This window comes from Planococcus sp. S3-L1 (assembly GCF_030063085.1).
Classification (GTDB): Bacteria; Bacillota; Bacilli; order Bacillales_A; family Planococcaceae; genus Planococcus; species Planococcus kocurii.
The window spans coordinates 93,280-118,337 of the sequence record NZ_JASISN010000005.1; the positions used below are offsets into that span (position 1 = coordinate 93,280).

22 protein-coding genes and 1 riboswitch are annotated in these 25,058 nt (G+C 40.1%); of the genes, 8 read left to right on the forward strand and 14 right to left on the reverse strand.

Annotated elements, in window-relative coordinates:
* Positions 1-267: 267 nt before the first annotated feature.
* Positions 268-1,476 carry an aminotransferase-like domain-containing protein gene (locus tag QMF37_RS07290; protein WP_078080184.1) on the reverse strand — a complete coding sequence of 403 codons (1,209 nt, stop codon included), beginning with the start codon at positions 1,474-1,476 and terminating at the stop codon, positions 268-270.
* Positions 1,477-1,687: 211 nt separating this feature from the next.
* Between QMF37_RS07290 and QMF37_RS07295 the strand changes: the two genes are divergently transcribed.
* Positions 1,688-2,164: a BsuPI-related putative proteinase inhibitor gene (locus QMF37_RS07295; RefSeq protein ID WP_071154514.1), complete on the forward strand. Its 477-nt coding sequence runs from the start codon at positions 1,688-1,690 to the stop codon at positions 2,162-2,164.
* Between the two features lie 65 nt (positions 2,165-2,229).
* Here QMF37_RS07295 and QMF37_RS07300 read toward each other — a convergent pair whose 3' ends face one another.
* From QMF37_RS07300 to QMF37_RS07310, 3 genes are all read right to left on the reverse strand, one after another.
* The gene (locus QMF37_RS07300) at positions 2,230-3,111 is read right to left on the reverse strand and encodes a 5'-methylthioadenosine/S-adenosylhomocysteine nucleosidase (RefSeq protein ID WP_245830274.1); all 882 of its coding nucleotides are present in this window, start codon (positions 3,109-3,111) and stop codon (positions 2,230-2,232) included.
* 178 nt (positions 3,112-3,289) lie between these two features.
* Positions 3,290-3,392, reverse strand: a riboswitch (purine riboswitch).
* Positions 3,393-3,763: 371 nt separating this feature from the next.
* On the reverse strand, positions 3,764-4,441 hold the full coding sequence (locus QMF37_RS07305) for a protein kinase family protein (protein ID WP_058386140.1): 678 nt from the start codon (positions 4,439-4,441) through the stop codon (positions 3,764-3,766).
* 504 nt (positions 4,442-4,945) lie between these two features.
* On the reverse strand, positions 4,946-6,559 hold the full coding sequence (locus QMF37_RS07310; RefSeq protein ID WP_071154515.1) for a glycoside hydrolase family 13 protein: 1,614 nt from the start codon (positions 6,557-6,559) through the stop codon (positions 4,946-4,948).
* 520 nt (positions 6,560-7,079) lie between these two features.
* On the opposite strand from QMF37_RS07310, the gene QMF37_RS07315 reads away from it, so the two are divergent.
* A complete protein-coding gene (locus tag QMF37_RS07315) occupies positions 7,080-7,286 on the forward strand; it encodes a TM2 domain-containing protein (RefSeq protein ID WP_071154516.1) in 207 nt (68 codons plus the stop codon).
* 15 nt (positions 7,287-7,301) lie between these two features.
* Positions 7,302-7,808 carry a G/U mismatch-specific DNA glycosylase gene (mug, locus tag QMF37_RS07320; RefSeq protein ID WP_071154517.1) on the forward strand — a complete coding sequence of 169 codons (507 nt, stop codon included), beginning with the start codon at positions 7,302-7,304 and terminating at the stop codon, positions 7,806-7,808.
* 54 nt (positions 7,809-7,862) lie between these two features.
* On the opposite strand, the gene QMF37_RS07325 is transcribed toward mug, so the two are convergent.
* The 3 genes from QMF37_RS07325 to gdhA form a co-directional block, all read right to left on the reverse strand.
* Positions 7,863-8,393, reverse strand: a complete 531-nt coding sequence (locus tag QMF37_RS07325) for a DUF1697 domain-containing protein (protein ID WP_071154518.1) — start codon at positions 8,391-8,393, stop codon at positions 7,863-7,865.
* A 20-nt stretch (positions 8,394-8,413) separates the two neighbouring features.
* Entirely contained in the window at positions 8,414-9,373 is a 960-nt protein-coding gene (locus tag QMF37_RS07330; RefSeq protein WP_071154519.1) for an Abi family protein, read from the reverse strand.
* 136 nt (positions 9,374-9,509) lie between these two features.
* Positions 9,510-10,898: an NADP-specific glutamate dehydrogenase gene (gdhA, locus tag QMF37_RS07335; protein WP_071154520.1), complete on the reverse strand. Its 1,389-nt coding sequence runs from the start codon at positions 10,896-10,898 to the stop codon at positions 9,510-9,512.
* A gap of 366 nt (positions 10,899-11,264) precedes the next feature.
* On the opposite strand from gdhA, the gene QMF37_RS07340 reads away from it, so the two are divergent.
* Complete coding sequence (locus QMF37_RS07340) at positions 11,265-12,347, forward strand: S-layer homology domain-containing protein (protein ID WP_439895827.1); 1,083 nt, start codon at positions 11,265-11,267, stop codon at positions 12,345-12,347.
* Positions 12,348-12,526: 179 nt separating this feature from the next.
* Here QMF37_RS07340 and QMF37_RS07345 read toward each other — a convergent pair whose 3' ends face one another.
* On the reverse strand, positions 12,527-13,027 hold the full coding sequence (locus tag QMF37_RS07345) for a pyridoxamine 5'-phosphate oxidase family protein (RefSeq protein ID WP_071154522.1): 501 nt from the start codon (positions 13,025-13,027) through the stop codon (positions 12,527-12,529).
* A gap of 321 nt (positions 13,028-13,348) precedes the next feature.
* Here QMF37_RS07345 and QMF37_RS07350 point away from each other — a divergent pair, with 321 nt between their 5' ends.
* The 4 genes from QMF37_RS07350 (at position 13,349) to QMF37_RS07365 (ending at position 17,925) form a co-directional block, all read left to right on the forward strand.
* Positions 13,349-14,662 carry a sigma 54-interacting transcriptional regulator gene (locus QMF37_RS07350; RefSeq protein WP_071154523.1) on the forward strand — a complete coding sequence of 438 codons (1,314 nt, stop codon included), beginning with the start codon at positions 13,349-13,351 and terminating at the stop codon, positions 14,660-14,662.
* A 12-nt stretch (positions 14,663-14,674) separates the two neighbouring features.
* Complete coding sequence (locus tag QMF37_RS07355; RefSeq protein ID WP_071154524.1) at positions 14,675-16,039, forward strand: YjiH family protein; 1,365 nt, start codon at positions 14,675-14,677, stop codon at positions 16,037-16,039.
* A gap of 378 nt (positions 16,040-16,417) precedes the next feature.
* On the forward strand, positions 16,418-16,747 hold the full coding sequence (locus QMF37_RS07360) for a PadR family transcriptional regulator (protein WP_071154525.1): 330 nt from the start codon (positions 16,418-16,420) through the stop codon (positions 16,745-16,747).
* Positions 16,744-17,925, forward strand: a complete 1,182-nt coding sequence (locus tag QMF37_RS07365; protein WP_071154526.1) for a DUF2812 domain-containing protein — start codon at positions 16,744-16,746, stop codon at positions 17,923-17,925. The genes QMF37_RS07360 and QMF37_RS07365 overlap by 4 nt, the downstream gene beginning before the upstream one ends.
* A 112-nt stretch (positions 17,926-18,037) precedes the next feature.
* Here QMF37_RS07365 and QMF37_RS07370 read toward each other — a convergent pair whose 3' ends face one another.
* The 6 genes from QMF37_RS07370 to QMF37_RS07395 all read right to left on the reverse strand — a co-directional run bounded on the left by QMF37_RS07370 (position 18,038) and on the right by QMF37_RS07395 (position 25,028).
* Positions 18,038-19,348 carry a 2-hydroxycarboxylate transporter family protein gene (locus tag QMF37_RS07370; RefSeq protein ID WP_071154527.1) on the reverse strand — a complete coding sequence of 437 codons (1,311 nt, stop codon included), beginning with the start codon at positions 19,346-19,348 and terminating at the stop codon, positions 18,038-18,040.
* Positions 19,349-19,548: 200 nt separating this feature from the next.
* Positions 19,549-20,262 (reverse strand): response regulator, encoded by a 714-nt coding sequence (locus QMF37_RS07375; RefSeq protein WP_078080182.1) that lies wholly within the window; start codon positions 20,260-20,262, stop codon positions 19,549-19,551.
* Entirely contained in the window at positions 20,255-21,862 is a 1,608-nt protein-coding gene (gene dcuS / locus QMF37_RS07380) for a DcuS/MalK family sensor histidine kinase (RefSeq protein WP_283477553.1), read from the reverse strand. Before dcuS ends, QMF37_RS07375 begins: the two co-directional genes overlap by 8 nt.
* Before the next feature lie 323 nt (positions 21,863-22,185).
* Positions 22,186-23,187, reverse strand: coding sequence for an SPFH domain-containing protein (locus tag QMF37_RS07385; protein ID WP_071154529.1), 1,002 nt, complete (start codon positions 23,185-23,187; stop codon positions 22,186-22,188).
* A 33-nt stretch (positions 23,188-23,220) separates the two neighbouring features.
* A complete protein-coding gene (locus tag QMF37_RS07390; RefSeq protein ID WP_071154530.1) occupies positions 23,221-24,006 on the reverse strand; it encodes a TPM domain-containing protein in 786 nt (261 codons plus the stop codon).
* Entirely contained in the window at positions 24,000-25,028 is a 1,029-nt protein-coding gene (locus QMF37_RS07395; protein ID WP_071154531.1) for a TFIIB-type zinc ribbon-containing protein, read from the reverse strand. The genes QMF37_RS07390 and QMF37_RS07395 overlap by 7 nt, the downstream gene beginning before the upstream one ends.
* Positions 25,029-25,058: the final 30 nt, after the last annotated feature.

Genomic DNA, 25,058 nt, shown 5'->3' on the forward strand with positions numbered 1-25,058 from the left:
ATACTGAAGTTCCCCAGCATCTTCATGCTCGTTAGAACTTTCCACACTGCCTTAAATAGTATATTCAACTTTACCGTATTCTGAAAACATAGTCAATTCGTTTTATATAGAGCTTAGTCTCAAAAGACAACAACCAATAAAACCGTGCTCCATCTTTGTATAGATGTGCACGGTTTGGCGTATTTTCACACGATATATGGCGTAATTAATCGAGTTAATAGATGAATATACTTAATTTATTGTGGAATATTACGCTGTTGAGAGGTACTAGTCGTTTTCAGCTACGGCTATATTTTTGCCAATTACTTGTCCTAGTAATTCCACGCCTTTGCCAATTTCTTCTTCAGTAGCATAGCTAAATGATAAGCGCATATACTGAAGACCTTCTTGCTGCTCTAAGAAAAAGTATTTACCCGGCACAAAAGAAACTCCCGCGTCAAATGCTTCCGACAAAATTTTTGACGTATCAACACCTGGAACTTTAACCCAAACGAAATAGCCGCCTTTCGGCACGAACCACGAGACTTCAGGTGGCAAAAACTTTTCTAGCGCTAACAACATGGTCTGACATTTAGATGCATAGACGTTTGTTAAAGCGTGGAGGTGCTGATCAAAATCAGTAACTTCTAAGAAAGAAGCCATTGTTGCTTGATCGAATGGATGATCAAGATCTTTCTTAAACCAGCTTAATGGTTCGATTAGTAGCTTATCGGCAACTACCCAACCAATTCGCATACCCGGTGCTACCACTTTCGATAATGAACCTACGTAAAGTACACGGTTAGTGGGATCCATCGCTTTTAGTAAATGCGGCACGTCTTGAAAGCCAAGCTCCCCATAAGCATCATCTTCTAAAATGACAAAATCGTATTGTTCCGCAAGTTCGAGCAAGTGTTGACGACGCTCAAGCGACAAAGTCGTACCGGTCGGATTTTGATAAGTCGGGATGGTATACAGCAAGCGCGGCAACGGTTGTCCTTTTTCTTTTCGGTCTTTCAACATGTCCGCAAACAGCTCTGTCTGCAATCCGTTCTCATCAATTGGAATGGTCATATAATGCGGTGTATAATTCTGGAATATTTCCAAAGCTTCCATATAACTTGGTGATTCAATAGCCACGACAGCTTCATTATCTAGTAGCACGCGAGCAATCAAATCAATGGCCTGACAAGCACCCGAAGTGATGAGCAGCTCATCTAATGCTAATTCAACTCCGCGCTGTGCCATTCGTTTTTGAAGAAATTTCTTTAACTGCGGTATTCGTGGACTGCCCATATAATGGAGTGGCAAATCCCCTTCCTCTTCTAACAAGCGCGTTACCGCTAATTTTATTTCTTTTGATGGAACCAATGCAGGGTCCGGATAACCCGAACTCAGACGCAAGCAGCCTGGAGGTAAAGTAGAAAGCCACTGGCCAGGCGGATCATTTTTAAAAGCCATTTCAATATCTTTTGAAAAATGGAAAGCTGTTTTCACGTAGATTTTTCTCCTTTCGTGTAGCTAATGGCATAATATAAAATCTCTTAATGCTTATTCTACAGTGTGCAACACCTAATGTGTAGAACGTCGTGGAAATCCTCTTTGTATTCGATGCATTTCTACCGGAAAGTTGTAACTTTTCCAGCACTTTAACGTTCTTATGCTAAAGCGATTTACTTGTCTTTAAACCCATTAGGAGGAATCCACCATGAAAAAAATGATTTGGTTGGGCGCCTTTCTGATTCTGTTTGCTGTTTTCGTGTTAACAGCTTGCGGAACGAGAGAGAGTGACGATACAGAAAAAGATCCGGCAACTGAAGAAATCGATACTAACGGTGAAGCAGCAGAAAAGTTAGAACTTACTATCGAGCAAGTTAACGACAATACCTATCGTTACACTTTGATCAATCAAACAGAAAAAGCACAGCTTTTTGAATTCACCAGTAGCCAGCGCTTTGATTTTTCGTTAACAACTGACAGTGGAGAAGTAGCTTTCCTCTTTTCATCAGTCAGTTTGTACCTACAAGCTTTAGGCGAAGAAACGATAAATCAAGGTGATGAGCTAAGTTATGATTTTGAAATTCCCGCACTTGAGCTTGAACCCGGAACATATAAACTGGCTGCTTGGTTAACCCCGAAACAAGGAAAAATGTATGAAGTGACCATGGACTACGTTGTAAAATAAGAATCGGTTATAGAAAAAGCATTCACACCGTATTGAGTTGGTGGGAATGCTTTTTCTATTTTATGCTATTTTTCTAACGCAGCAATATACTCTTGCACAACTTTGTAAACATATTCTTGGTTCGCTGCAGCTGTTTCCGGGTTGTATGCACCCTCATTTGTTTTGTTATTCGACAAAATACGGATTGCCAAAAACGGTACATCGTACGCCTTTGAAATCATAGCGGACGATGCGGATTCCATTTCTTCGACTGACGTGCCATAGTTTTCATGAAACCAGTGAATGCGATCAACTTCGTTATTCCATACGTCAGCTGAACCAATTGTTCCTTCAACCACTTTGCCTTGTGTGTAGCTATCTTTCACTCGGTTAGCTGCGGCCAATAGTTCTGTGTCCCCTTCGTAATAACGTGCTTTTTCAGCATTTGGATCTTCCCCAGCACTTCCTTCAGAAGCCATAACGTCCATCGGTTTCCATTCAGTTGCCTCGATGCCTTCACCTTCAGCACGGTCTCCAGTTTTCATAGAACCGATATTCACTGTTCGCTCGCCCAAAACAATGTCGAAAACATTAAGTGCAGGATCATGTCCCCCTGATGTTCCTTGGTTAATGATAGCTACTGGATTGTATTTTTCAATCGCAATTGCGGTTGCAGCCGCCGTGTTTTCCATGCCTTTACCGGTTTTTGAAACAATGACTGGATAGCCATCTACAGTACCGATATGAAATTCAAAGGTCGAACCTGATTGCTCTATTTCAACATTCTCTAAACGCTCAGCGAAGTTTTCAGCTTCGATCGGCATTGGTCCTTGGATCAGGATTGGACGTTTTGTTCTTTCTTTTTCAGCTTCACTAGACTGAGCTGCTGAACTACATCCTGTGAGTATTGCTAATAATATTATTGCCATTATAGCAATTACCATTTGCTTGCTGATAGCTATTTTCATTTTTTTCATCTGAATTTCCTCCTTGGTGTATGCTCCACTCGGTAATTTGACCAAAGTTAAAGTCTCCAGAATGTCATGGAATTTCTACCATTTGAACCTTTGGAGCCGAAGTATAAATTGAATGAAGAGAGCGGATGCACACACCAAGCAATAACCAAGTTTCCGGTTGAAAACCGAATAACCAAATACTCCAGCTCGTAGTCCAGTTCTTTACGGGGAACCTGGTAGAAACACTCGGACCGTATTACCGAGTATATACGAGTGATATAATATTTTTCACTTGGCAACTATAGCAAACACAACGCGATGGGTCAATAAAAATACGAACATTAAACATTAAGTAACTGTTTAATGTTCGTATAAATAAGGAATTAGCAATGTTTTTTTATGAATTTCATTTTTTTAAAGCGGATTAGCTTTTATCTAAATAGACTCTCTTTAAAAACTCATCAAGTAATATAGGACAATACACCAGAATTTGTCGCAAATACATTGATTCAATGATAGCTTTTCCACAAAAAGTCACTTAGGTTCTTCGGAATCAAAAATATTTTACGCCACACATCCGGAGAGCGATAGCCAAATATTGTGTAAGAAAGCACATTTTCATCGTTTTCATTCTTTACACAAATTCCGCTCGTTAGAAACACACTTATTTCCAATAATTCATTTGCTTTAATACCGTTTGCATAAATTCATCAAAAGAAGAGGCGTAGCGATTCCAGTGATGATACCATTTCCTAATCGTATCCAACAGCCAGAACGGCATTGGTCTGCCGTCAATAATCGCGTAATACTCTTCATATGCTTTTTTCAAGTGCTCCCATCTGAAATCATTGCCCGGCTTTATATACTCAGAAACGTCAAGCAGCTTCGCTCGACCGTTTTGTAATAAAATATTTTTCAAGTGAATATCTCGTGGATTTAACCCGATTTGACGGATGTATTCCCTTGCCGCTTCAACATCTTGTATAACTTGATCTGGGACATGAATTCCTTGCAAAAGACAATCAAATAAAGTTACTCCTTCTTCATATTTAATCACTAACAATCGATTGGTCACCCCGTAGCAACTGGAGAAATAAGGAGACAAACCGATTTGTGCATAAACCTTTGCTTCAGCTTCAAGTTTATCCTTTTTGTCTTTTGCGTATATTTTGAAGGCATATTCTGGTGCCTCTAAAAATTGAAACACTGCCGCATCCGTTCCTACTCCGATGCAGCGAAATCCATCCACATTTCCGTCAATACTGACGGGTTCGTTATTCGGATGGGCTACGACTTTAACTGCAGTCAGTAATTCTGCTAACTCTTGCCAAGATTGCTTCATGTCAACTCTCCTTCATATAAAAATATTCTTACTATAATAATAATCCGGACTTGACACATGATTCAAATGCCAAGGTCTTGTTTTGTAAATATGCATAAACACGAAGAAAACAAGTACTATTTCCCGCTAAAATATTGACAGTTTGTAGATTATCGACTAGTATTAACTACGCGATGAGCTCGTTTGCATAAGACGGACAAGCATTCCTTTTAGGAACACGTTGTGGAACGTGGCTTGAAACGCCGCAAACTATCAAAACCATCTTGCCCTCGGGCAAGGTGGTTTTTTTCTGTTTAAGTGGAGGATTTGTATAAGTCTCCTTGACTTTAAAGGGATTTATTTGAATAAACCTTGATTACTTGAGGATATGGTTTTTTGTGAAGCTTGTTTGCGTAAATAGGCTCGTTGTTTGCGTAATCCAACTGGTTGTTTGCAAAATGACCGATTGGATCAAATAAAAAAGCCATGCCCTCAAGTAAATCACTTGAGGGCATGGCTTTAGCTTCACAATTCGTAAACGCGTGCTTCAAAAGGTAATAATTGTTTTGGGTCGCATTGCTGATAATTATGCAACAAGCAATGTGCTGTTTGCGGTTCGTCCCAGTAACAAGAATACTCGGTCAAATTAGTGATAACCAATATTGTCTTGTTTTCATTTGTACGTGTATAAGCGTAAATTGATTCATGACCGACGTCCTGCAACTCGTAATTTCCGTAAACGAGCACATCTTGCTGCTTACGTAACCAAATCATCTTCCGGTAAAACCACAGAACCGAATGTGGATCGCGAAGCTGTGCTGCTACATTAATTTTCTCATAATTCGGATTGACACGCAGCCAGGGTTCTCCGCTTGAGAACCCCGCGTTCGGACTGGCATCCCATTGCATCGGCGTTCGTGAATGATCACGACTTTGTGCTTTGATGATGGTCATCACCGCGTCGTGCTCCATGCCTTCCGAACGATTATTATGATACAAATTATGTGTTTGTATATCGTTGTAATGTGCAAGTTCTTCAAAGGGCGCGTTGGTCATGCCAATTTCCTGACCTTGATAGATAAACGGAGTGCCTTGCATGAAAAAATACATGCAGGCAATAGCCGTGGCACTTTCCCGCCAGTACTGTTGGTCATTGCCCCAAGAAGAGACAATTCGCGGCTTGTCGTGATTTTCAACGAAAAGTGCATTCCAACCTTGGCCTTCCACCGCTTTTTGCCATTTGGTCAATACTTCTTTTAACTTAGGCACGTCGATACCGGTTGTTGAATCCGTATCCCATAGCCCCATGCTTTCAAATTGAAATACCATATTGAATTTCCCATCGTCCTCTGAAATCCACTCGTTAATATCGCTTGCCTGGACCCCGTTCGCTTCGCCAACTGTCATAATGTCACGTTTCGCAAACGTCTCATCACGCAGTTCCGCAAGCAGCGGTTGAATGCCTTTGACATTCATCATTTTCTCCCAAGCCGGTACATACAAATTTTGTTGGGGGTCTTCAACGTCGCTCATGTCTTTTTTGATGTGGCTAATTGCATCTACACGGAAACCATCAATGCCTTTGTCTAACCACCAATTGACCATATCGTACAAAGCTTGCCGCACTTCTGGGTTTTCCCAGTTCAAGTCTGGCTGTTTTTTAGAGAACAAATGCAAATAATACTGCTTAGTTGCTTGATCGTATTCCCAAGCACTACCACCGAAAATACTTTCCCAGTTGGTTGGCTCATCGCTCCAAATATACCAATCACGTTTGTCATTATCTGTTGATGTACGTGATTCCATAAACCACGGATGCTCATCGCTTGTATGATTGATCACCAAATCAATAATAAGTTTCATGCCTCGTGCGTGTACTTCTTCAAGCAAGCGATCAAAATCCGCCATCGTTCCAAACTCATCCATAATTTCCTGATAGTCGCTTATGTCATAGCCATTGTCATCGTTGGGTGATTTATACATCGGACAAATCCAAATCACATCAATCCCAAGGTCTTTCAAATAATCTAGCTTGCTGGTTACGCCGTTGATATCACCTACGCCGTCTCCAGTTGAATCCTGAAAACTTCTCGGATACACTTGATACGCAACTGCTTCTTTCCACCATTTTCTGTTCATAACTGATCCCTCACAAAGACCTTGGTCATTCTCCCCATCAATCGGCCTTGACCTAATCTGAAGATGTCCAAACGCCTATCTCAACTTTTTTCTATTCCATCGTCCAGCAACATTTTTCTAGAAAAATTAATTATAAGTTGATAGTGTAGCAGAATTCGCAAAAAATTACCAAGGCAGTAAACCGAACATTTCATAGATATTGTCTTGTGCGCTCACCTTCTTTCCTTTAAATATCTTCTCAATATAACCGCTGTGATCATATCAAAACTTAGATCTTGCTATTTTTTCTCTATTAATTGGATGAACCCGTTATCATTTAACGATATAGCTGATTTGTGACCAGACTTTCGCTCTTTTAAGTTAATGGTTGATCAGAATCCATAGTTGAATGTTATTTCTTTCTCACTGTATTTGATTAGAACAAAAATTCCTTTAGCTAAAATAAGGACATTATTACTGACATCGCTTTTAACTTCTCATAATTCGGGAATAGTAAAGTATCTGGAAAGGATGATTACGAATGAAAAACAAATTAGCGGCCGCATTACTCGCTATTTTCCTTGGCGACTTTGGGGCACATAAATTTTATCTTGGGAAGCCGGGCATGGGAATCCTTTATCTGTTATTCTTTTGGACAGGTATTCCTGCAGTAATCGGGATTATTGAAGGCATTCTATATCTTCTGCAATCTGAAGAAAACTTTCAAGAGAAACATGGTAGATCTTAAAGGAGGATATCTCGTTTGCACTTAGAACCGATTCCTGACCATATAAAAAAAGAGTTGAAGATTTTGTTCGTCGGGTTTAATCCGAGCATTCGATCTTCTGAAACCGGCTTTCACTACGCTAGTCCGAATAACCGATTTTGGAAGATTCTTTTCGAAGCTGGCTTGACACCTCGGAAATACCTACCTGAAGAAAACAGTAAGCTGCTGGCTCTCGGCTATGGTTTAACAAATATTGTGGCACGACCGACCAAAGAAGCGGCAGAGATTTCAAAAGAAGAATATGCACAAGGGGCTAGCTTACTAGCAGCAAAAATTAAACAGCTGCAACCAAAAGCTGTCTGCTTTGTCGGCAAAGGTGTCTATCAGCAGTTTAGCCAAAGAAAAGCCGTTTCGTGGGGTGCTCAAAAAGAACCGGTCATTCCGGGCATTGTCGAATATGTAGCACCATCTTCGAGCGGACTCGTCCGTTTAAAGATGAAAGACATTGTCGAAATATACAGTGGCTTGAATACCTACAAATAAAAACGACCTTTCTCTTATGACAAGAGGAGGGTCGTTTTATTCGTGCTCCATTTTCTATAACAGCATTAAAATTTTTCGGACCGTGTTGACGTTGCGAACAGTGACATGGCGATAAAGGGTAGTTCCTGCAACCTTGACCATTCCACTAGTTGAAACTTTGTCTTTATTAACCGACCAAAGAATGGCCCCCGGAACGTAAAAGACGCGGTCAACTTCCTTGTGGATGGTCAGTCTGTCTAGCACTGCTTCATGATCAACATCCTGCCATAGAAACAAGACATCACTTTTCATCTGTGAATCGTTTGTCCACTGTTCCGGAATGGCTTGCGCAATTTTCCGGAACGCTTCTGCACTGTAAATCAATAGATGGATTCGCAAATTGAAATGGCTATAGATTGTTTCCTCTAATCGTTCTGCCAGTTGTTCTTCAGAATGATTAGGATTGGCAAAAATGATATTGCCTGAATTGATATAGGTCATAACCGATGACATGCCTAGTTCTTCAAAGGCTTGCTTTAACAGCTTCATATCTATTTTGTTCTTGCCACCCACATTGATTCCTCGTAGTAATGCCACATATAACACCGCATTCCTCTCCTCACATGCTACTCATGAAAACCGGTATCTTTCATAATTTTTGTAAATGCGTGCTCTTGAATCGATTTTTCAAGCGTCTCAATCAATCGATTTAATTCTGTAGAAAACTGGCCGTAATCAGCTTGTGAGAGTACTAGTTTTAATAGACGACTCACAGAAAAAACAGTCGCTCCACTCAAACTGCCTTTTGACATTGCCAGTCTTTCTTCGAGAGCACCTAGTTCTACAGGATGCGGAAGGCGGAAGCGGTAGAGTACTTCTTCATGTGCAGATTTATTGCGATACGGAAAAACAATACGCAAAATAGCATCTAATTCGTTTGCCTCTAAATGGATTGCTCGGTATTCTTCACTGTATTCATTGGCAAAATCAGCTGCAATTTGGTCACGTAGTTTTTCATCAATTACTGTGTAAAAATGTGTGGTTTGTCCAAGTGACAAGAAATTGACGAGCACCCATAGCGGTACATTTTTGTGCTTGTCATAAAATTCACGGATGGCTGGATACCTTACTTTGTCTCGCTTTTTATGACTTTTGATTAGATTGGCAAGTGTTGAAATAATGCGGTCACGCTCATGATGATGCTGGCTGTCGTGACTATAATTGACAGGGTTAAGAAAACTTTCTTTCTCTCTAAACTTCTCTGAAAAACGATATGCCACTTTTGATTTTATATTTTTTTCAAACTTCAACAGTTCGTTTAGCAATAGCAATCGTAAATTCCGGTCAAAACTGTGCAGTGCTTGAAGATGACTAAATTTTGTACCTTCTTTGTAACGTTCAAGACCGTGTGGATTGAGTCGCTCATCATGCTCCAAAAACGGTTCTTTATAGCCATCAACCAATGCGTAATAATTTTCACGAGACAAAATTCGTTTCGCAGCTGCTTGATCAGATACGTCCAAGCCTCGTTCCTCAAGAATTTTCAACTGCTCGCCGTGTGTAGCAAAATCTTTCACATGTCTCATCCTTTGCGTATTGTTCTTATGCCTAACTATAAGTGACGCGGCCAAATCTATAAATACCTTCCAAATAAAAAAACAGCTATTCCCCAATTTTCTACGTTAGGAATAGCCGTTTGTTATTCGTTCTGCTTACTCATGTTTAATTTAATCCGTGGCTAACCATAGCATCTGCTACTTTTTTAAAGCCCGCGATGTTAGCTCCGACAATCAAGTTGCCTGGCGAACCGTATTGCGCTGCTGTCTCTGTGCACGTTTGATAAATACTTTTCATTACCTGTAACAGTTTTTCATCAACTTCTTCAGCCGACCAGGAATAACGCATGCTGTTTTGAGACATTTCCATAGCAGACACCGCAACTCCACCTGCATTAGCGGCCTTAGCCGGTGCAAATAACACTTTGTTATGCGTCAGCACACGAACTGCTTCTTCTGTACACGGCATGTTAGCACCTTCTCCCACTGCCTTTACTGAGTTTTCGACCATCGCCTGGGCACTTTCTCTATCAATTTCATTTTGCGTGGCACATGGTAAAGCAATATCACATGGGATTTTCCAAATTTCTGACTTGTCTTTGCCATATTGAGCATTTGAATGATGCTCCAAGTAATGGTAAATTCTTTTTCTCTCCACTTCTTTTAACTGCTTAACCGTTTCAACATTAATGCCCTCAGGATCGTAAATATAACCTTCTGAGTCACTGCAGGCAATAACGGTCGCACCAAATTCGATTGCTTTTTCCATCGCGTAAATTGAAACATTTCCAGAACCGGAGACGACGACTTTACTGCCCTTAAATGAATGTCCCTGATCTTTTAACATTTCTTCAACAAAATACACCGTTCCATAACCCGTTGCTTCTTTGCGGATTAAGCTACCGCCATTTCCTGGATTTTTTCCAGTAAAGACACCCGCTTCTGAGGCATTCCGAAGGCGCTTGTATTGTCCAAACATATACCCGATTTCTCTTTTTCCGACGCCAATATCTCCAGCTGGAACATCAATATCAGGTCCGATGTGGCGCGTAAGTTCTGTCATAAAGCTTTGACAAAAACGCATAATTTCACGATCTGTTTTTCCTTTTGGATCAAAGTCAGAGCCCCCTTTACCGCCGCCGATTGGTAACCCAGTCAATGCATTTTTGAAAATTTGTTCAAACCCAAGAAACTTCACAACGCTTGCGGTTAAAGAAGGATGAAAACGCAAACCGCCTTTGAAAGGTCCGAGAGTACTATTGAACTGGACACGGTATCCCCGATTAACATGGACATTTCCAGCATCATCTTCCCATGTCACACGAAATGCGATAAATCGTTCTGGCTCTGAAATGCGTTCAAGAATTCCTTGTTCAACATATTCAGGATGTTGTTCGAAGACCGGCTGCAACGTATCGAACACTTCCCAAGTTGCTTGTAAAAATTCAGATTCTCCTGGATTTCGATCTCGAACTTTTTTATGTATACCTTGTATATATTCATAAGATGATTGCTGCTTAATTGGATTTTCCTGCCGTATAAATGTCAATTGCATTCAATCTCCTTTTTAAAAACAGCAACTAACTGTATAATTATTCGCTATTTTTAATATTTTCCTTTCATTATACAAACAGTTTTAAGCTAGCGCAAATCAATATTTTACTATAGTAGCTAATTAATTGGTGCCTCATCGGTCAAGTCAAAAAAGAGAGCGCTATCATTCGCATTAATTCCACGTTTTTTTTTTATATCGCACAAAAATATTTTTGAAAATAAAAATTGTTCTCTTTAAAATTTCTGTTTTTTAACTGTGTTTTAGTATTATTCAGCAAAACGGGTATACCTTAAACAAAGCTGTGTTGCTCCGGATGATGACCACTTTCGATGCATGAGTCGGTGAATACGTACAAAAGGAGTGAGCGTGTTGAAGAAATTATCAATAAGTGCTTGTTTAGTCTTAATGCTGTCCTTGGCAATTCCTGTTCAAGCTGCTTCCGATTTAGCGACGTCTCATTTGTTTTATGAAGAAATCAGTTACTTAGTAGATCGCGATGTCTTAAGCGGTTATCCTGATGGTACGATGCGTCCCGATACAGGGGTAACACGTGCAGAAGCTGTTATTATGATGGGCCGCTTGAAAGGATTTGATCGTACACAACGGAATACAGGATTTTCAGACGTCCCTTCTTCTCACAAAGCCAGTGGTTACATTGCAGCAGCTGCAGAAGCGAAGTTGATCAAAGGTTATCCAGACGGCAGCTACCGTCCGAACAACACCATCACACGTGCCGAAATGGCGTTTATTTTGTCTCGATTGTATATTGTTCCGTTCCGCGCAGATATTAGCTTTACCGACGTTTCACGTAATATGAAGGTATACGAACCTATACAGAAAATATTAGCAGCTAACATTACCATCGGTTACCCAGATAATACCTTCCGTCCAAACGATACAGTCACGCGTGGCCAATTTGCTGCATTTTTGGCGCGGGGACTCGAACCGAAGTTTAAAAATGACGCAACGATCAAACAGTCTTATTTAAGAGACAAAACAAAAACCTATGTGTACGATACAGAATTTGGTGTCGAACGTCACGTTTATAATTATGTGCCTTCCCGAAATGGGTTAGCGATGGGTTATATTTGGAGCATTAACACGAAAGATGACATTCTCATAACAGATTCAGTGGAATTCGAGACCTCTACTCACTATACATTTGGCATGCCTTATTCGGAGTCCTATACCGAGCTTGAGTACCCTGTTAAAATCGGACAAAATTGGTATATGAACACGATGTACGCGGCTCCACGCGAAGTCACCAACATCGGGGTTACAGTCAAAACACCTTATCGAACGTTCACAAACGCAGTGGAAGTAACGGTTGCGGCTAATTCTGAGCTTTTGGAAAAAGGTCATATCTACTATATGGTGGAAGGTTTTGGAGAAGTAAAATCGGTGGACTTGGACGGCACCATAACAAAAGAATTGATTGCGATTGAATGAAAATCGGACATTCAAAACGCCAACTGCTCGCTTTGCGTTGATTAATTGCACGGAGCTCAGGACGGAAAAACGACAATCTCTCTAAAGAAGAGCCCACGCTAAAAACAGAAGTTCTTTAAAGTCATAAAAGCTCGCAGACAACTAGTTGTCTGCGAGCTTTTTTATAGCTGTATGTTTTCTTATTTAAAATCCACTGTATCATTTATTTCTTTACGGTCTTTTTCTATGTCCTTATTGGTCAATTTCTTCACAAACGTTTTAACGGACTTTACCGTATTGCCAGAGTCCCAATACTCAGCCGAATCAGCATCAACGCGAATCAACACGACATTCGGATCGTCATAAGTAGTATCCAGCATCTTATCAAAAATCGGATTCCAGTATTCCTTTTTCTTCGCTGCATCTTCAATAAACTCAGCAGTTCCGCTAATAGATACATAAGATTTCCCTGCATAGGCTAAATTGATGGTTGGATTGCTAATGATTTCATCGTATTTTTCCGTATCTTTCATTGTGAGGAACCACAAATTACCATCAAATTCTACTTCCTGTGTTTGCATAGGACGCGAAATAATTTTGTTATCAGTAGAAATGGTTGTGAACATCGCTACCTTAATATCCTTAATCAAGTCATTAACTGTTTTAATGGCCTGTAGATCGTTTGTTGTCTCGTTCACCATATTATTTATTCCTCCTACATTAAGTTGAATTAAAGTTAGATGGTTATACTTCTAGATTTCCCTGTATTCGGTTCTCTAAACGTCATTGCCTTTTCCGTAAGTATTCTAGTATGTAGAAAAACTAAAAATAAATTTATAAAAATACCCATTCACTTATAAGAATTCCTCTCACTTGTTTCGTCAAACTATCAATACCAATATGGTTATCTCTTATAAAATCAACAACTAACTAAAACTATTTAAAAGTATTTTATTTTTCTCTTGTAATTTGATTATTCAATAATGTATAGTCTATACAGGAATGAATAAAGGAGGACAGTCATGAATACTTTATTTCTGCTTCCCAATACGAACGAAGAAATTATCAACACTTATGATGAAGACATTATTGTTACTACACGAGAAGGTCGTATTATCAAAGCTTCTACTTGCAGTGGTGAGCAATATGGAGTACCTGCTGAAGAACTACTTGGAAAATCGGTCTATGATTTAGAAGCAGCTGGAATCTTCTCTCCTGCCATTACGCCACTCGTTTTAAAGCAAAAGAAAAAAGTTGTTTTGCTCCAAAATACACCTTCTGGGAAAAAGGTCTTGATCACTGGCATTCCACTTTTTAATGATAATGGCGATGTAGAGTTTGTCGTCAGTTATTCTTACGATATGTCACAGTTGATGGTTATGAAGGAATATTTAGAGAATCTGGAATCGGAAATGTCCAAGGTAAAAGGGGAACTGGCTCATCTACGAAACCAACAGCTTCATGTTGAAGGCTATGTCATGGAAAGTCCTTCTTCTAAACGTGCACTCCAAACAGCCATCAAAATGGCGCAACTTGAAGTTCCGGTTGTTATTTACGGTGAACCTGGCACCGGTAAAACATCATTAGCTAAGTTTATCCATGCACAAAGCGATCGACGTGAAGAAGCATTTATCGAAGTCCATTGCAGCGCTATCCCCGAATCGGTGTTTGAAATCAGTTTTACCGGACTTGACGGAGAAGGCTACATAAACTTAGCTGCTCGAGGCACGCTTGTGCTCAATGAAGTGGAACAGCTCTCAGCTGCTTCTCAGGCCACCCTGTTTAACGTTTTGCAGCAGCCACACGAGGCACGCATAATTGCCATCAGCACGGTTTCAATTGAAGAGGCCGTCATTGCTGGGAACTTCCGTGAAGACTTGTTTTACTTTTTGCATTTAGCTTCGATTGAATTAAAAGCGCTAAGAGAACGTCCAGATGATTTAGATCAGTTTATCCATCGCGTTCTTGAAGAACTCAATATCAACTACAAAAATCGAAAAACGATTTCTGATGACTTCTACTTTCATGCGCTACAACTTTCTTGGAAAGGCAATTTCCGAGAGTTGCGCAATGTACTAGAACGTAGCTTTATCGAAAGTGAATCTGCACTGATTACGCTCGATGACCTCCCGATTACTTATCAGCCAGATTCCAGTGAACGTATCGGCTTTGAACTTGATGGCCAGACGCTTCCACATATTTTAGAATCTGTCGAAAAGAAAGTGTTACTAAATGCACAAAAACGCTACAGAACAACGACTGAAATGGCTCATATTCTCGGCATTAGCCAGCCTTCGGTTGTTCGTAAACTAAAAAAATACACAAACATCACTTAAGGAGGAACTTATATGACATTGCTTCAAAGCGAAAAAAAGAAAATTGAATCTGTCGACACATGGAAATTCTTAATTCCTTCTATTATAGGTGCGCTATTATTCTTATGCCCTATCTCTTACAATGATGAAATCACGATTGGTGTCGGTATTTTGGCATCTTTCCTCTTAACAACATTCGGTGATATAATTCCTGCATTTATTGTTTTTTTACTTGGTTTTTCCGCACTTGCTAGCGTACTTGCAACGATTACAAAACCTGCTTTCGTTCAAAATTCACCTTTTTTACGCACTACGTTTATTAATGGACCATTTGGTTTAATCGTTCGTGTTCTTGCTTTTGCATTTGGCTTTATGACTTTTTATGAAATTGGCCCTGAAATCATTTCTTCAAGAGCTACGGGAGGCGTTGTGCTTTATGACTTAGCCCCTGTCCTACTCACCTGGTTTTTGTTTGCTGGAATTTTATTGCCGTTACTAGTTGAATTTGGCTTAATGGAATTTGTCGGTACCTTGCTCAACAAATTCATGAGACCTGTCTTCACCTTGCCTGGCCGTTCCTCAATCGATGCGATGGCATCATGGATGGGCGCTGCACCTGTTGGAGTTTTGGTAACAATGAAGCAATACGATGAAGGCAATTATACCGGACGTGAAGCTTCGGTCATTGCCACTACGTTTTCAATCGCTTCTGTGGCGTTTAGTTTAGTAGTTGCCAATGTCGTCGGCATCGGACATTTGTTCTTTCCTTTTTACCTAGCTGTATCGGTTGCTTGTTTAGTAGCTGCCATCATTATGCCGCGCATCCCACCTTTATCTCGTAAAAAAGACGACTATTATGCGCCAGTTGGCAAACAAATTGACGATACCATTCCTGAAGGTGCACCGCTTTTACAATGGGGTTTTGACGAAGCTCGTCGTAAAGCAAGCAGCGCGGCAAGCCCGAAAAAACTTGCACAAATCGGCATTGAGACGGTACTGGATATATGGCTAGCGCTAATCCCACTCGTTATTGCTCTTGGTACTGTGGCATTGATCGTCGCAGAATACACACCATTATTCAAAATCATTTCTTATCCACTGATTCCCGTACTGACCTTATTCGGCTTACCCGAAGCCGCCGAAGCCGCTCCTACGTTCTTAGTTGGATTCGCAGATATGTTCTTGCCTGCTGTACTAGGTGCAGGTATCGAGAGTGAATTGACTCGCTTTGTGCTAGCTGGTGTTTCGTTAACGCAAATCATCTATATGTCTGAAATCGGCATTTTGATTTTACGTTCGAACATCCCAGTAAAATTCTGGGAACTGGCTGTAATTTTCGTATTACGTACCATCATCACTTTACCAATTCTTGTGTTGTTCGGTCATTTGTTTGTTTAATAAAAAAGCGCTACTCCTAGGAATGTACATTCCTAGGAGTAGCGCTTTTTTACTCACTTTGCCCAATGATGAAAGAAGAAATAAGACAAGATGAGCACAATGACAATGATGGAAAGGATGAGCATGGGCACAAAACCAAAGGTAGCTTCCATTAGAACTCCTCCTCCTTTTCCCTTTAGCATACTCTCTTTTATTTGAGAATGATACAAAATAAGACTGATTTTTCAGTTTAATTAAAAAGTATAAACCATAATTTTTATTCTGTATTTTTACTATTCTTTTCTCAGTTTCTGAGGAGTACTTTATACATAAAATAATAGCCTTATATGTCACGACGTGATATAGTCGAGATGTGACATATGAGAAAGAGGGTTTCTTATGGATATTCAAAAAATGTTAAAAAAATATGTACCTATGACTGAGACCGCTTTTTATATTCTATTGTCTTTAACTGAACCTCGACATGGCTACGGCATTGTTAAACACGTAGAAGAAATTACAACAAGTCGACTGCGTCTTGGATCAGGTACTGTATATGGAACCTTGACAAAGATGCAAAAAGATGGAGTGATCGTCGTTTTTGCGGATGAACAGCGAAAAATTGTTTACGAAATCACTGATACTGGAAAACAACTCATACACGAAGAAATAAGAAGACTGAAAGAGTTACATCAAAATGCACTGACTTTTGAGGAGGATTTCCAATGAAGAAAATGTACAATCCTTTCTGGAGCTACGATGTTATTAAAACAGAGCAATGGCTATCAAAAATGGCACATAGCGGACTAACCTTTGCAGAATTGAATCGCTGGACGCGCTGCTTCTACTTTACTGAGACCCCCACAAATTCACGAATTTATCGAATTGCTTATGACAAATTAAAATCGCCTATCCTTCCAAAAACGCTGCAAGTTGAGGGTTGGAAAGCTATTGCCACTAAAGGGAAATGGCAAGTCACAACAAATAATCGACCTGAACAAACGATTAGAAACTTTCCAACTCGAGATGGTGTTATTAAACACAACCAAACGATTACGTATCTTTTTTATGGACTTTTGTTTTATTTAATAAGTGTACTAATTGCACCCATTTCTTTAGCTTTTTCCTACTTGTTCACGGATGAATCGATTGTTGTAGAAGAAAGCCCTTATTGGATTGTGACGTATTTGTTCTTTGCATTAGCTATTGGTTTAGTTTTGCTAGGCATTTATTCAATTATTAAAATTACGAAAACGAATAATATCCTTAAAAATTCACAAGTTATTAGAGCTACTACTCAACTAAATAATGGCATTGATACGCAAGCAGAAAAGCATTTGAAACGCTCAGGACGCTGGGTGACAAAAATTCGATTAGGCTGGATGTATTCTCCTGATAAACTCGAAAAATGGCTAGAGTCGATGGAACAGCAGGGACTTAATTTATATCGCGTCAGTAAAATTGGAACTGTTTTTCATTTTACGAAAGGCCAGCCTCGCTATATCGCTTACCGAGTCGACTATCAAAGACAACCGCCTGCAGGCTATTTTTCGATTCATAGAGAAGCCGGCTGGCGTGATTGTTTTGTCTCCTATTCTAATTTAGAAAACTGGACTATTTGGAGCCAGGAGTACAAAGAAAATCAACAGCGACCACAGCTATATAGCGATTATTTCACTCGGATCAAACAAGCTAAAAAAATAGTTTTTACTTATACAGCCTTCTTTTTACCTTTTACACTTTTGTATCTTTACTTCCTAGTTAACAACTTGAATAGACAAACGGAGCTATCTCAATGGTTATCATGGGGAACTTTCGTATTTATGCTATGCATCACTATTTACGGATCCTTGTTAGTCAAACTATGGACGTATTACATCCGATTGAAAAAGCAAGCTACTACTTGAAACAGTTGAATTGGGAACATGTTTATTCTCTAATCAATAGCGCAACATTCAAGGAAATACTACAAGAGAATCAAAAATCCACTCACACTATTAGCTGTGAGTGGATTTTCTTCTATAGGAAAAACGGAATAAATACGCTAGCTAATAGTAAAATCAGCGCACCCCCAAGACGAGAGGAAATCTGTGCAAATGGCATTAATTCCATTCTTCTTGCCGCAGATAGTACAGCGACGTCACCCGTACCGCCCATGTTCGCCATGCAAAGACCAGCTGTAATGGCCGCTTCAATTGGATAGAAGCCCATAAATTTCCCGATAATGCCTGAACCGATAACCGCTCCTATAACTACTGCCAGAACGATCAGAACATATTCTACACTTAATGCATTTAAAACAGCCGCTAAATCTGTATAAGCGACACCAATACCAATCAACAGAGCATTGGTCCAGTTTCTAGCGACAAATTCGTACCACTGACTTGCTCCTTCAACGATAATTTCCGGCATAACATTCGCCACTTTTAGACCTGCCACCAAAATAATCATAATTGCGTATGGATGCAAAGGGATAAAGTCGCCTAAAAGATTTCCTAACATGTAAAAGGAGACTGCAGCCAAGACACCGATACCCATTTTGGACAGGTTATATTGTGGTACTTCTTTTTTCTCATAATGAAATCCTCTGATTAATTGTCCATTACCTGTCAAACTCGGGTATTTCTTACCAACAATGTTCAATACACTCGCAAGAATGATCGCAAAAACGTTACCAAGTGCCAATGCCGGCACCAGAATTGATAAGTAATAACCAGGCTCGTTTCCAAGCATCTCGGAGTAAACCTGTGACATCGGCACGGCACCTGCACCCATGCCTCCTCCCATAATTGGCATGGCTATGACCAGTACAGCATCTTGTATACTAAATCCGAGTAACATGCCGACAAGCGCTGCGAGTAAGACTGCACCTGCAACTGCTGCGAGTAGCGGCAAAGCGTAACGAACACCCGCTTTCACCAGTACTTTCGACTCCATCCCCAGAATACTTCCAGTAATCAAAGCCGCTATATAAAAGTTCAGGAAGTCTCCGTCTTTCATAAATTCCGTAATGAGCGTAGTAGTGGTTTCCGGCATTAACCCGCTATAGACCATATAAGCTGAACCAAATATGGCTACAATTGCACCGCCACCTAAGAACGTTCGAACAATTGGCGTATGGTCTCCAATCCAGCCAAGTAGTTCCCCTAGGACCATGATGATCAATAGCGCTCCAATCATACCTGCTGGCAAGTTATCTGTATACATAGCGTAAAGAGCAATTGCCGCAAAAACTCCAAACCACAAAATTGGGATATTAAAAATTGATAGCGTTCCTAAGCTTTTTTTCATCGGCAAATCGGCTGGAACTGTTCGTTTACTTTCTTCCATTTCTATCAGCTCCATTCTATGTTCTTTTGTTATTCACCCAACTTTTTAGCTTTTCATTGTTTTTCTTAATAACTGATAAACGCATAAGGGTAAGCGCTTTCAACTGTTAATTCTTATCTTAATTAAATAGTCAGAAAACAAATACCTTATAAAACTATTGAAGTTATTGTAATTAAAAAAAGTAGCCAAATTGGCTACTTTTACAAATAAGGTGTTACACTATTTCGATTTGATTTTTTTACTACGTATCGGTAAATTGGTCGGCCGATTCCATAAACAAGATTTTCTTCAAGAAAATCAATTTGGGTCAAGAATTTTAAATATTTTCTTACCGATACTCTTGAGATATGGCTAATTTCTGCGACATCTTCTGTAGAAAACGTTTCTGACTCTACTTGAAGTATTACTTCAACAACTTTTTTTAACGTCGTTCTTGTCATTCCTTTTGGTATTGTTGCGAATTTCCCCGATTTTTGAGTATCGTTGTTTTTCTGTAGCATTTGATCAAGTTCCTGCTGACTTACTTTATCTCTGTTATCCAGTCCAAAATAATGACTTTTGTATTGCAAAAGCGCTTCTTGAAAGCGACTAAATTCAAAAGGCTTTATTAAGTAATCGATAGCACCAAGTCTGAGTGCTTGTTGAACTTGACTGATGTTAGAAGCTGCGGTGATGAACACAACATCTAAATCCTTTTTTCCTTCGCGAAGCTGTCTTAAAAAATCTAATCCGTTCATTCCTGGCATATGAATATCGAGCAGCAGCAAGTCCACTTCTACTGCTGCTAACATTTCAATCGCCTCCTTCGTATCTGCTGCATGGCCAATCACCGTAAAGCCTTCTACTTTTGCAACGTATTGGCGGTTTAGTTCTGCCACCATGGGGTCATCTTCTATGATCATGACGTTAATCATTACACTCACCTCCTGCTTCATATGGAACGATAATTGAAAATACAGCTCCGTCTCGTTCTGACATAATATCGATTGAACCTTCCAGTTTTTCAACACTATTTTTCGTAAGATAAAGACCGAATCCCCGATTTTCTCCTTTTTTAGAAGAGACACCTTTCGAAAAAATAGTCTCTTCCCTGTTTCGTGGAATCCCAGGACCTGAATCCGCTACGGTCATCTCTAGCAAATTATCAATATAAGAAAGCTCCATGGTGATGAGCTTTCGTTCACTTTCCATCACACTGTCAATTGCATTGTCGACGATATTTCCAAGAATAGTAATGATTTCATGTGTAACAGCTGGATCTTCTGGGCATGGAATTTCCGTTTCACATTGAATGGTAAGTTCGACATGCGCTTCTCTTGCATAACTGATCTTCCCAATGATAAATCCTGAAAGAACAGGATCTTTAATATAGTGTGTGACAGCAGCGACTTCATGAGCCTGATGATCAGTTAGTTTGGAAATAAATTGCTTTACTTGTTCATATTCTTCAAGTTTTATCATACCCAGTAACACATGCAACTGATTCATAAATTCATGTGATTGTGCCCTTAAAGTATCTGCATATAGTCGGACACCTGTCAGCTGTTCCGCCAATAAATTTACTTCTGTTTTTTCTCGAAATGTGGCAATTGCTCCTATCACTTGGTCATTCACTACTAACGGTATGCGGTTTGAAATTACAGAGATACCATTAAACTTTTGCTCTTGATCCAAATCTGGCTGTTTTTGATTTAGTATTTGTTCTAACATAGCACCCGGTAAAAATTCGTTACTATCCATACCAATCGGTTCCTCGTCCATTAATCCCGCCTCATAAAAAAGCCGTCTTGCCGACTTATTGACTAAGACGATTTTCGAATCTGCATCAATCGCTATAATCCCTTCGTAAACTGATTCCAGCATCTGATTTCGCTCTTCGTGAATGCGTGCAATTGCATATGGTTCCAATCCAAACAAACTTTTCTTGATATACCAAGCAAGCCAGAAAGCACCAATAATTCCAATCAGCAAGCCGACAGCCGAGCCCATCAAAATCTTGATTTGATTTTGCCAAATAGCCGATTGGACTTCTTCTAGTGAAATTCCAACTGCTACAGCGCCGATTTGTTTTCCTTTTGTATCCATGATAGGTGTGAATGAACGTAGAGATTTGCCAAGTGTACCTTCTGAGCGCGACGTATAATCCTCACCTACAAGCACCTGTTTCTCATCTCCACCCATAAAAAACTTTCCAATCTGTTGTGAATCAGGGTGTGATTTTCGTATTCCTTCCATATCCATAACGACAATAAACAGTACATCTGTGGCTTTTTGAATGGTCGTTGCATAATCTTGAATCTCTGTTTCCATTTCAGTAGACAATAAGCCGTTGCGTATAACTTGAGATTCCGCAACTATACGCGAAATGTTGACAGCTTTTTCTTCTAATTGATTTTCTATACTTTCGCTTGTTGTCTCGGTAATAAGAAGAATAGTAATCATCAACGAAATCAGTACCACTAGACAGATAAAGAAGATGATGATGGAACTCAGTTTAAAGCGTGGTAAAGTCATTAGTTACCGCTCCGTTCTAGTTTTATTGACTATGTAAGTTCCATATTTTTCTTTTATAGACTGTTTTTCGCGCTTTAAGCCAAGCGTGATTTGGAGAGGTCCAGTTTTTTGACTTTCTTAAAAAACAATTAAAACTGACTTGGCAGTTGTACATTCCATATTTCTATGATTTCAAGATCCCAGAAATATTCGTAACAGTCTCGACTTACTCTTTTGCTATTTTACTATATAAGTAGAATAGCAGTTCAGCTTTTTTACCGCTTTTACACCAACAGAAAAACCCACTGCTAGGATTTCTGATATCCTAGCAGTGGGTTTTTTGTTTATGAAACTAGCTTTTGCCCGCAATTCGGACAGAACTTGGCCCCTTCGTTTTTCTGGCCGCAGTTCGGACAGAATTTTGGTGCTGGCTTATCGTTAGCACCTGATTGTGTTGCTGAATCCATAGAACCTGTACCCGCTGTATTTTGCTGCTTTCTGGACTCTTGTTCTTTCTGACCGTCCATCATTTCTTTGGCAATGTTCATTCCCATCATCATACCTGCCATGTCAGAGGCTGCATTGGACCCAGATGACTTGCCCATGGCATCGGCCACTGAAATCTGTTGGTATTTGGCGACGTCCCCGACCATTCCGTGTGATGCGCTTTTGTTAATCATATCCTGAATTTCCTTCGGATAATTAAAGCTCATCACTTGGAAGCCTGTCACTTTTAAGCCATCTTCCATCAATTGCATATTCAAATCGTCTTGAATGCCTTGTCCAATTTCATGCGCATTGGCTTGCAAATTGAACATGTCCTTGCCTTCTTTACTAATCCATCTCATCAAGAGTTGATCCAAAATCGCCGTAATCCGGATTTTCACATCGTCAACGATGTAGCTATCTCGAACGCCTGCAATTTTATCGATCAAGCCGATATAATCGCTTACTGTAAACTGGAACGTTCCATTTGCACGAATTGGCATACCGCCTGGCAACTGTGGGGATGGGATATTAATTGGATTTTGCGTCCCCCATCGAACCGTAAATTCTTTTGTATTGACGAACAATACCTCTACACGCATACCGCTATTAAAGCCAAAACGAAAGCCTTTTAAGGTCGACAAAAATGGCACGATTTGTGATTCGATATCGTACTCGCCTTCCTCTTCAAAAATCCCTTCGATTTTGCCATTATTCATAAAGACGGCATCCTGACCTGGACGAATAATTAACTTACTCCCTTTTTTCACTTCATTATTCGTCCACTTCCAGAAAATCTGATCTTCCCTAAATTCTTCCCATTCCACTACATCTGAAAATTGATTGCCAAAAAAACCCATTCTTCGTTTCTCCTCCTTTTCTATCATCTGTTTTTAAAATTTACGACCGCCTCCACTGAAAGAAGCGCCGCCTCCCGTACTTCCGCCCCCACCAAAGCCTCCGCCGCTTCCACTGTTAGCCTTCGGAACTTTACGACGGGAAACGGTTTTATTGCGAAATTGGTCACGCGTACCGGTCACTTTTGTATGATCCCCATCAAAATAAGTACTAGCAGTCGTTGTTACACGTCCACCAGAATTGTATAACATGAATCCGACAACACCTGTCGCCAGTAACAACGCAATTAGCAGCTGAAACCAGCTTTTAAGAAGAATGTTTTCCGGATTGACACCTGGTCGATATTCCATATAGCGGCTTGATGTAGTGACGGTCTCCTGAAAAGCATCTGCATAGTCGCCGTTTTGCATTTCGGGAACAATTCGATCTAGTACCAAATCGACCCGCTTATTATCTAGTGATGTTTCTGCCGTACCAAAGCCCGCTAAGTAAACATCGCGTGTGGCAATGTTCATCGTCAGCAGCACCGCATTTTTTTGATTGTTTTCTACAGACCATGCATCATAAAAATCACCCATGTCCTCCATAATCGACAACGATTTTTCATCTACCAAAGTTAAGAACAGGAAGTCCGTATCTTGCTCATCACTGTATTTTGTTGCCACAGCTTCTAATTCTGCGATTTCTGATTCACTAAGCAAATTAGCGTTATCGTAAACATGTTGATCCACTGCAGCAAATGCAGTGACTCCAGTTATAGTCACCAGTATTAGCAATAAGTAAAGAGTTTTAAGCCATGTACCTTGAAAAGCCTTCACCATAGAACACCTCCTACAGCGAACGCAACCACTTTCATGACTGCAAAAACGGAAGCCGCAATACCGGTAAACCAAGCTGCAACTTTAAATCCACTAATTGGCGGTTTACCGACTACCTTACCGGTTTGACCGTTCATCGCAAAAGTATGTTCCTTATTGTCGAAATCATAATAAACCATCCACACAGGAAACAACGTATAGTAGACGTTTTTCTTATTCGTCAGAATTTGCTTATGGGTATAGCTGACAGTCGAATAGCCTGAAATGGTGCTGCCTATGTACGAATCGATATAAGGGACGATCTTCGACTCGATCCGTGAGTACAGCGCTTCTTCGTCATAATCGTATTTTTCGGCAAGAAAGCCTGCCAAATAAGGCATCTTGAAATCTTTCAATTCTTCGTAATTATAAGGTTCCAGCTTGTCCATCAATTCGTCGTCCATTTTTTCCGAGGCATCTGCTGGAACTTTTAAATAGCTAAGGTCTATTTCTCTACGAATATCATAAAAATCAGTCTCTGTGTAGATCGTATCGCCCGACGTATAGCTATGCACTCTAGTCGCAAGCGCTGCCACATCCGCTGTGCCATCAATGTCGTACAGCCAGAACGGCACATACATACCGGTCATTTTTTTAATGCGGTCACCACTGGTAAAACCTCTTGGTGTCAATCGCCCATTATTCGTCCATTTTCGAAATGCAGCGACAGCTTCATCTTTGCTAATCGTAAAAGGAATTACTTTGGCCGGAGCCAGGTCACCTGTTAATCTGTCTGCAAGTAACACGGGTGCTCCACAAAAACTGCAATGTGTCGCAGTAGTTTGTGCTTCGGTCAAAATAACGGCGCCGCAGTTTTCACAGTGATATTCTTTCGCTTCTTGTGGATCAAATTTTCGTAAGATATTGGTTTCAGGAAACGTCTCAATGTTGTCCTGCCTGCCACAGTTCGAACAAGACAGGTGCCCTGACTCACTATCAAACGCCATGTCTGAACCACAGTTCGGACATTTATACTGAATGACCATCTTTTACGCCCCTTTCAACTTAAAGGAACT

Bases quoted from the DNA above. Each gene is read 5' to 3' on its own strand.
- QMF37_RS07295 (WP_071154514.1), top strand. From the start codon at position 1,688: ATGAAAAAAATGATTTGGTTGGGCGCCTTTCTGATTCTGTTTGCTGTT.
- QMF37_RS07300 (WP_245830274.1), bottom strand. From the start codon at position 3,111: ATGAAAATAGCTATCAGCAAGCAAATGGTAATTGCTATAATGGCAATA.
- QMF37_RS07305 (WP_058386140.1), bottom strand. From the start codon at position 4,441: ATGAAGCAATCTTGGCAAGAGTTAGCAGAATTACTGACTGCAGTTAAA.
- QMF37_RS07310 (WP_071154515.1), bottom strand. From the start codon at position 6,559: ATGAACAGAAAATGGTGGAAAGAAGCAGTTGCGTATCAAGTGTATCCG.
- QMF37_RS07315 (WP_071154516.1), top strand. From the start codon at position 7,080: ATGAAAAACAAATTAGCGGCCGCATTACTCGCTATTTTCCTTGGCGAC.
- QMF37_RS07330 (WP_071154519.1), bottom strand. From the start codon at position 9,373: ATGAGACATGTGAAAGATTTTGCTACACACGGCGAGCAGTTGAAAATT.
- gdhA (WP_071154520.1), bottom strand. From the start codon at position 10,898: ATGCAATTGACATTTATACGGCAGGAAAATCCAATTAAGCAGCAATCA.
- QMF37_RS07345 (WP_071154522.1), bottom strand. From the start codon at position 13,027: ATGGTGAACGAGACAACAAACGATCTACAGGCCATTAAAACAGTTAAT.
- QMF37_RS07350 (WP_071154523.1), top strand. From the start codon at position 13,349: ATGAATACTTTATTTCTGCTTCCCAATACGAACGAAGAAATTATCAAC.
- QMF37_RS07355 (WP_071154524.1), top strand. From the start codon at position 14,675: ATGACATTGCTTCAAAGCGAAAAAAAGAAAATTGAATCTGTCGACACA.
- QMF37_RS07360 (WP_071154525.1), top strand. From the start codon at position 16,418: ATGGATATTCAAAAAATGTTAAAAAAATATGTACCTATGACTGAGACC.
- QMF37_RS07365 (WP_071154526.1), top strand. From the start codon at position 16,744: ATGAAGAAAATGTACAATCCTTTCTGGAGCTACGATGTTATTAAAACA.
- QMF37_RS07370 (WP_071154527.1), bottom strand. From the start codon at position 19,348: ATGGAAGAAAGTAAACGAACAGTTCCAGCCGATTTGCCGATGAAAAAA.
- QMF37_RS07375 (WP_078080182.1), bottom strand. From the start codon at position 20,262: ATGATTAACGTCATGATCATAGAAGATGACCCCATGGTGGCAGAACTA.
- dcuS (WP_283477553.1), bottom strand. From the start codon at position 21,862: ATGACTTTACCACGCTTTAAACTGAGTTCCATCATCATCTTCTTTATC.
- QMF37_RS07385 (WP_071154529.1), bottom strand. From the start codon at position 23,187: ATGGGTTTTTTTGGCAATCAATTTTCAGATGTAGTGGAATGGGAAGAA.
- QMF37_RS07390 (WP_071154530.1), bottom strand. From the start codon at position 24,006: ATGGTGAAGGCTTTTCAAGGTACATGGCTTAAAACTCTTTACTTATTG.
- QMF37_RS07395 (WP_071154531.1), bottom strand. From the start codon at position 25,028: ATGGTCATTCAGTATAAATGTCCGAACTGTGGTTCAGACATGGCGTTT.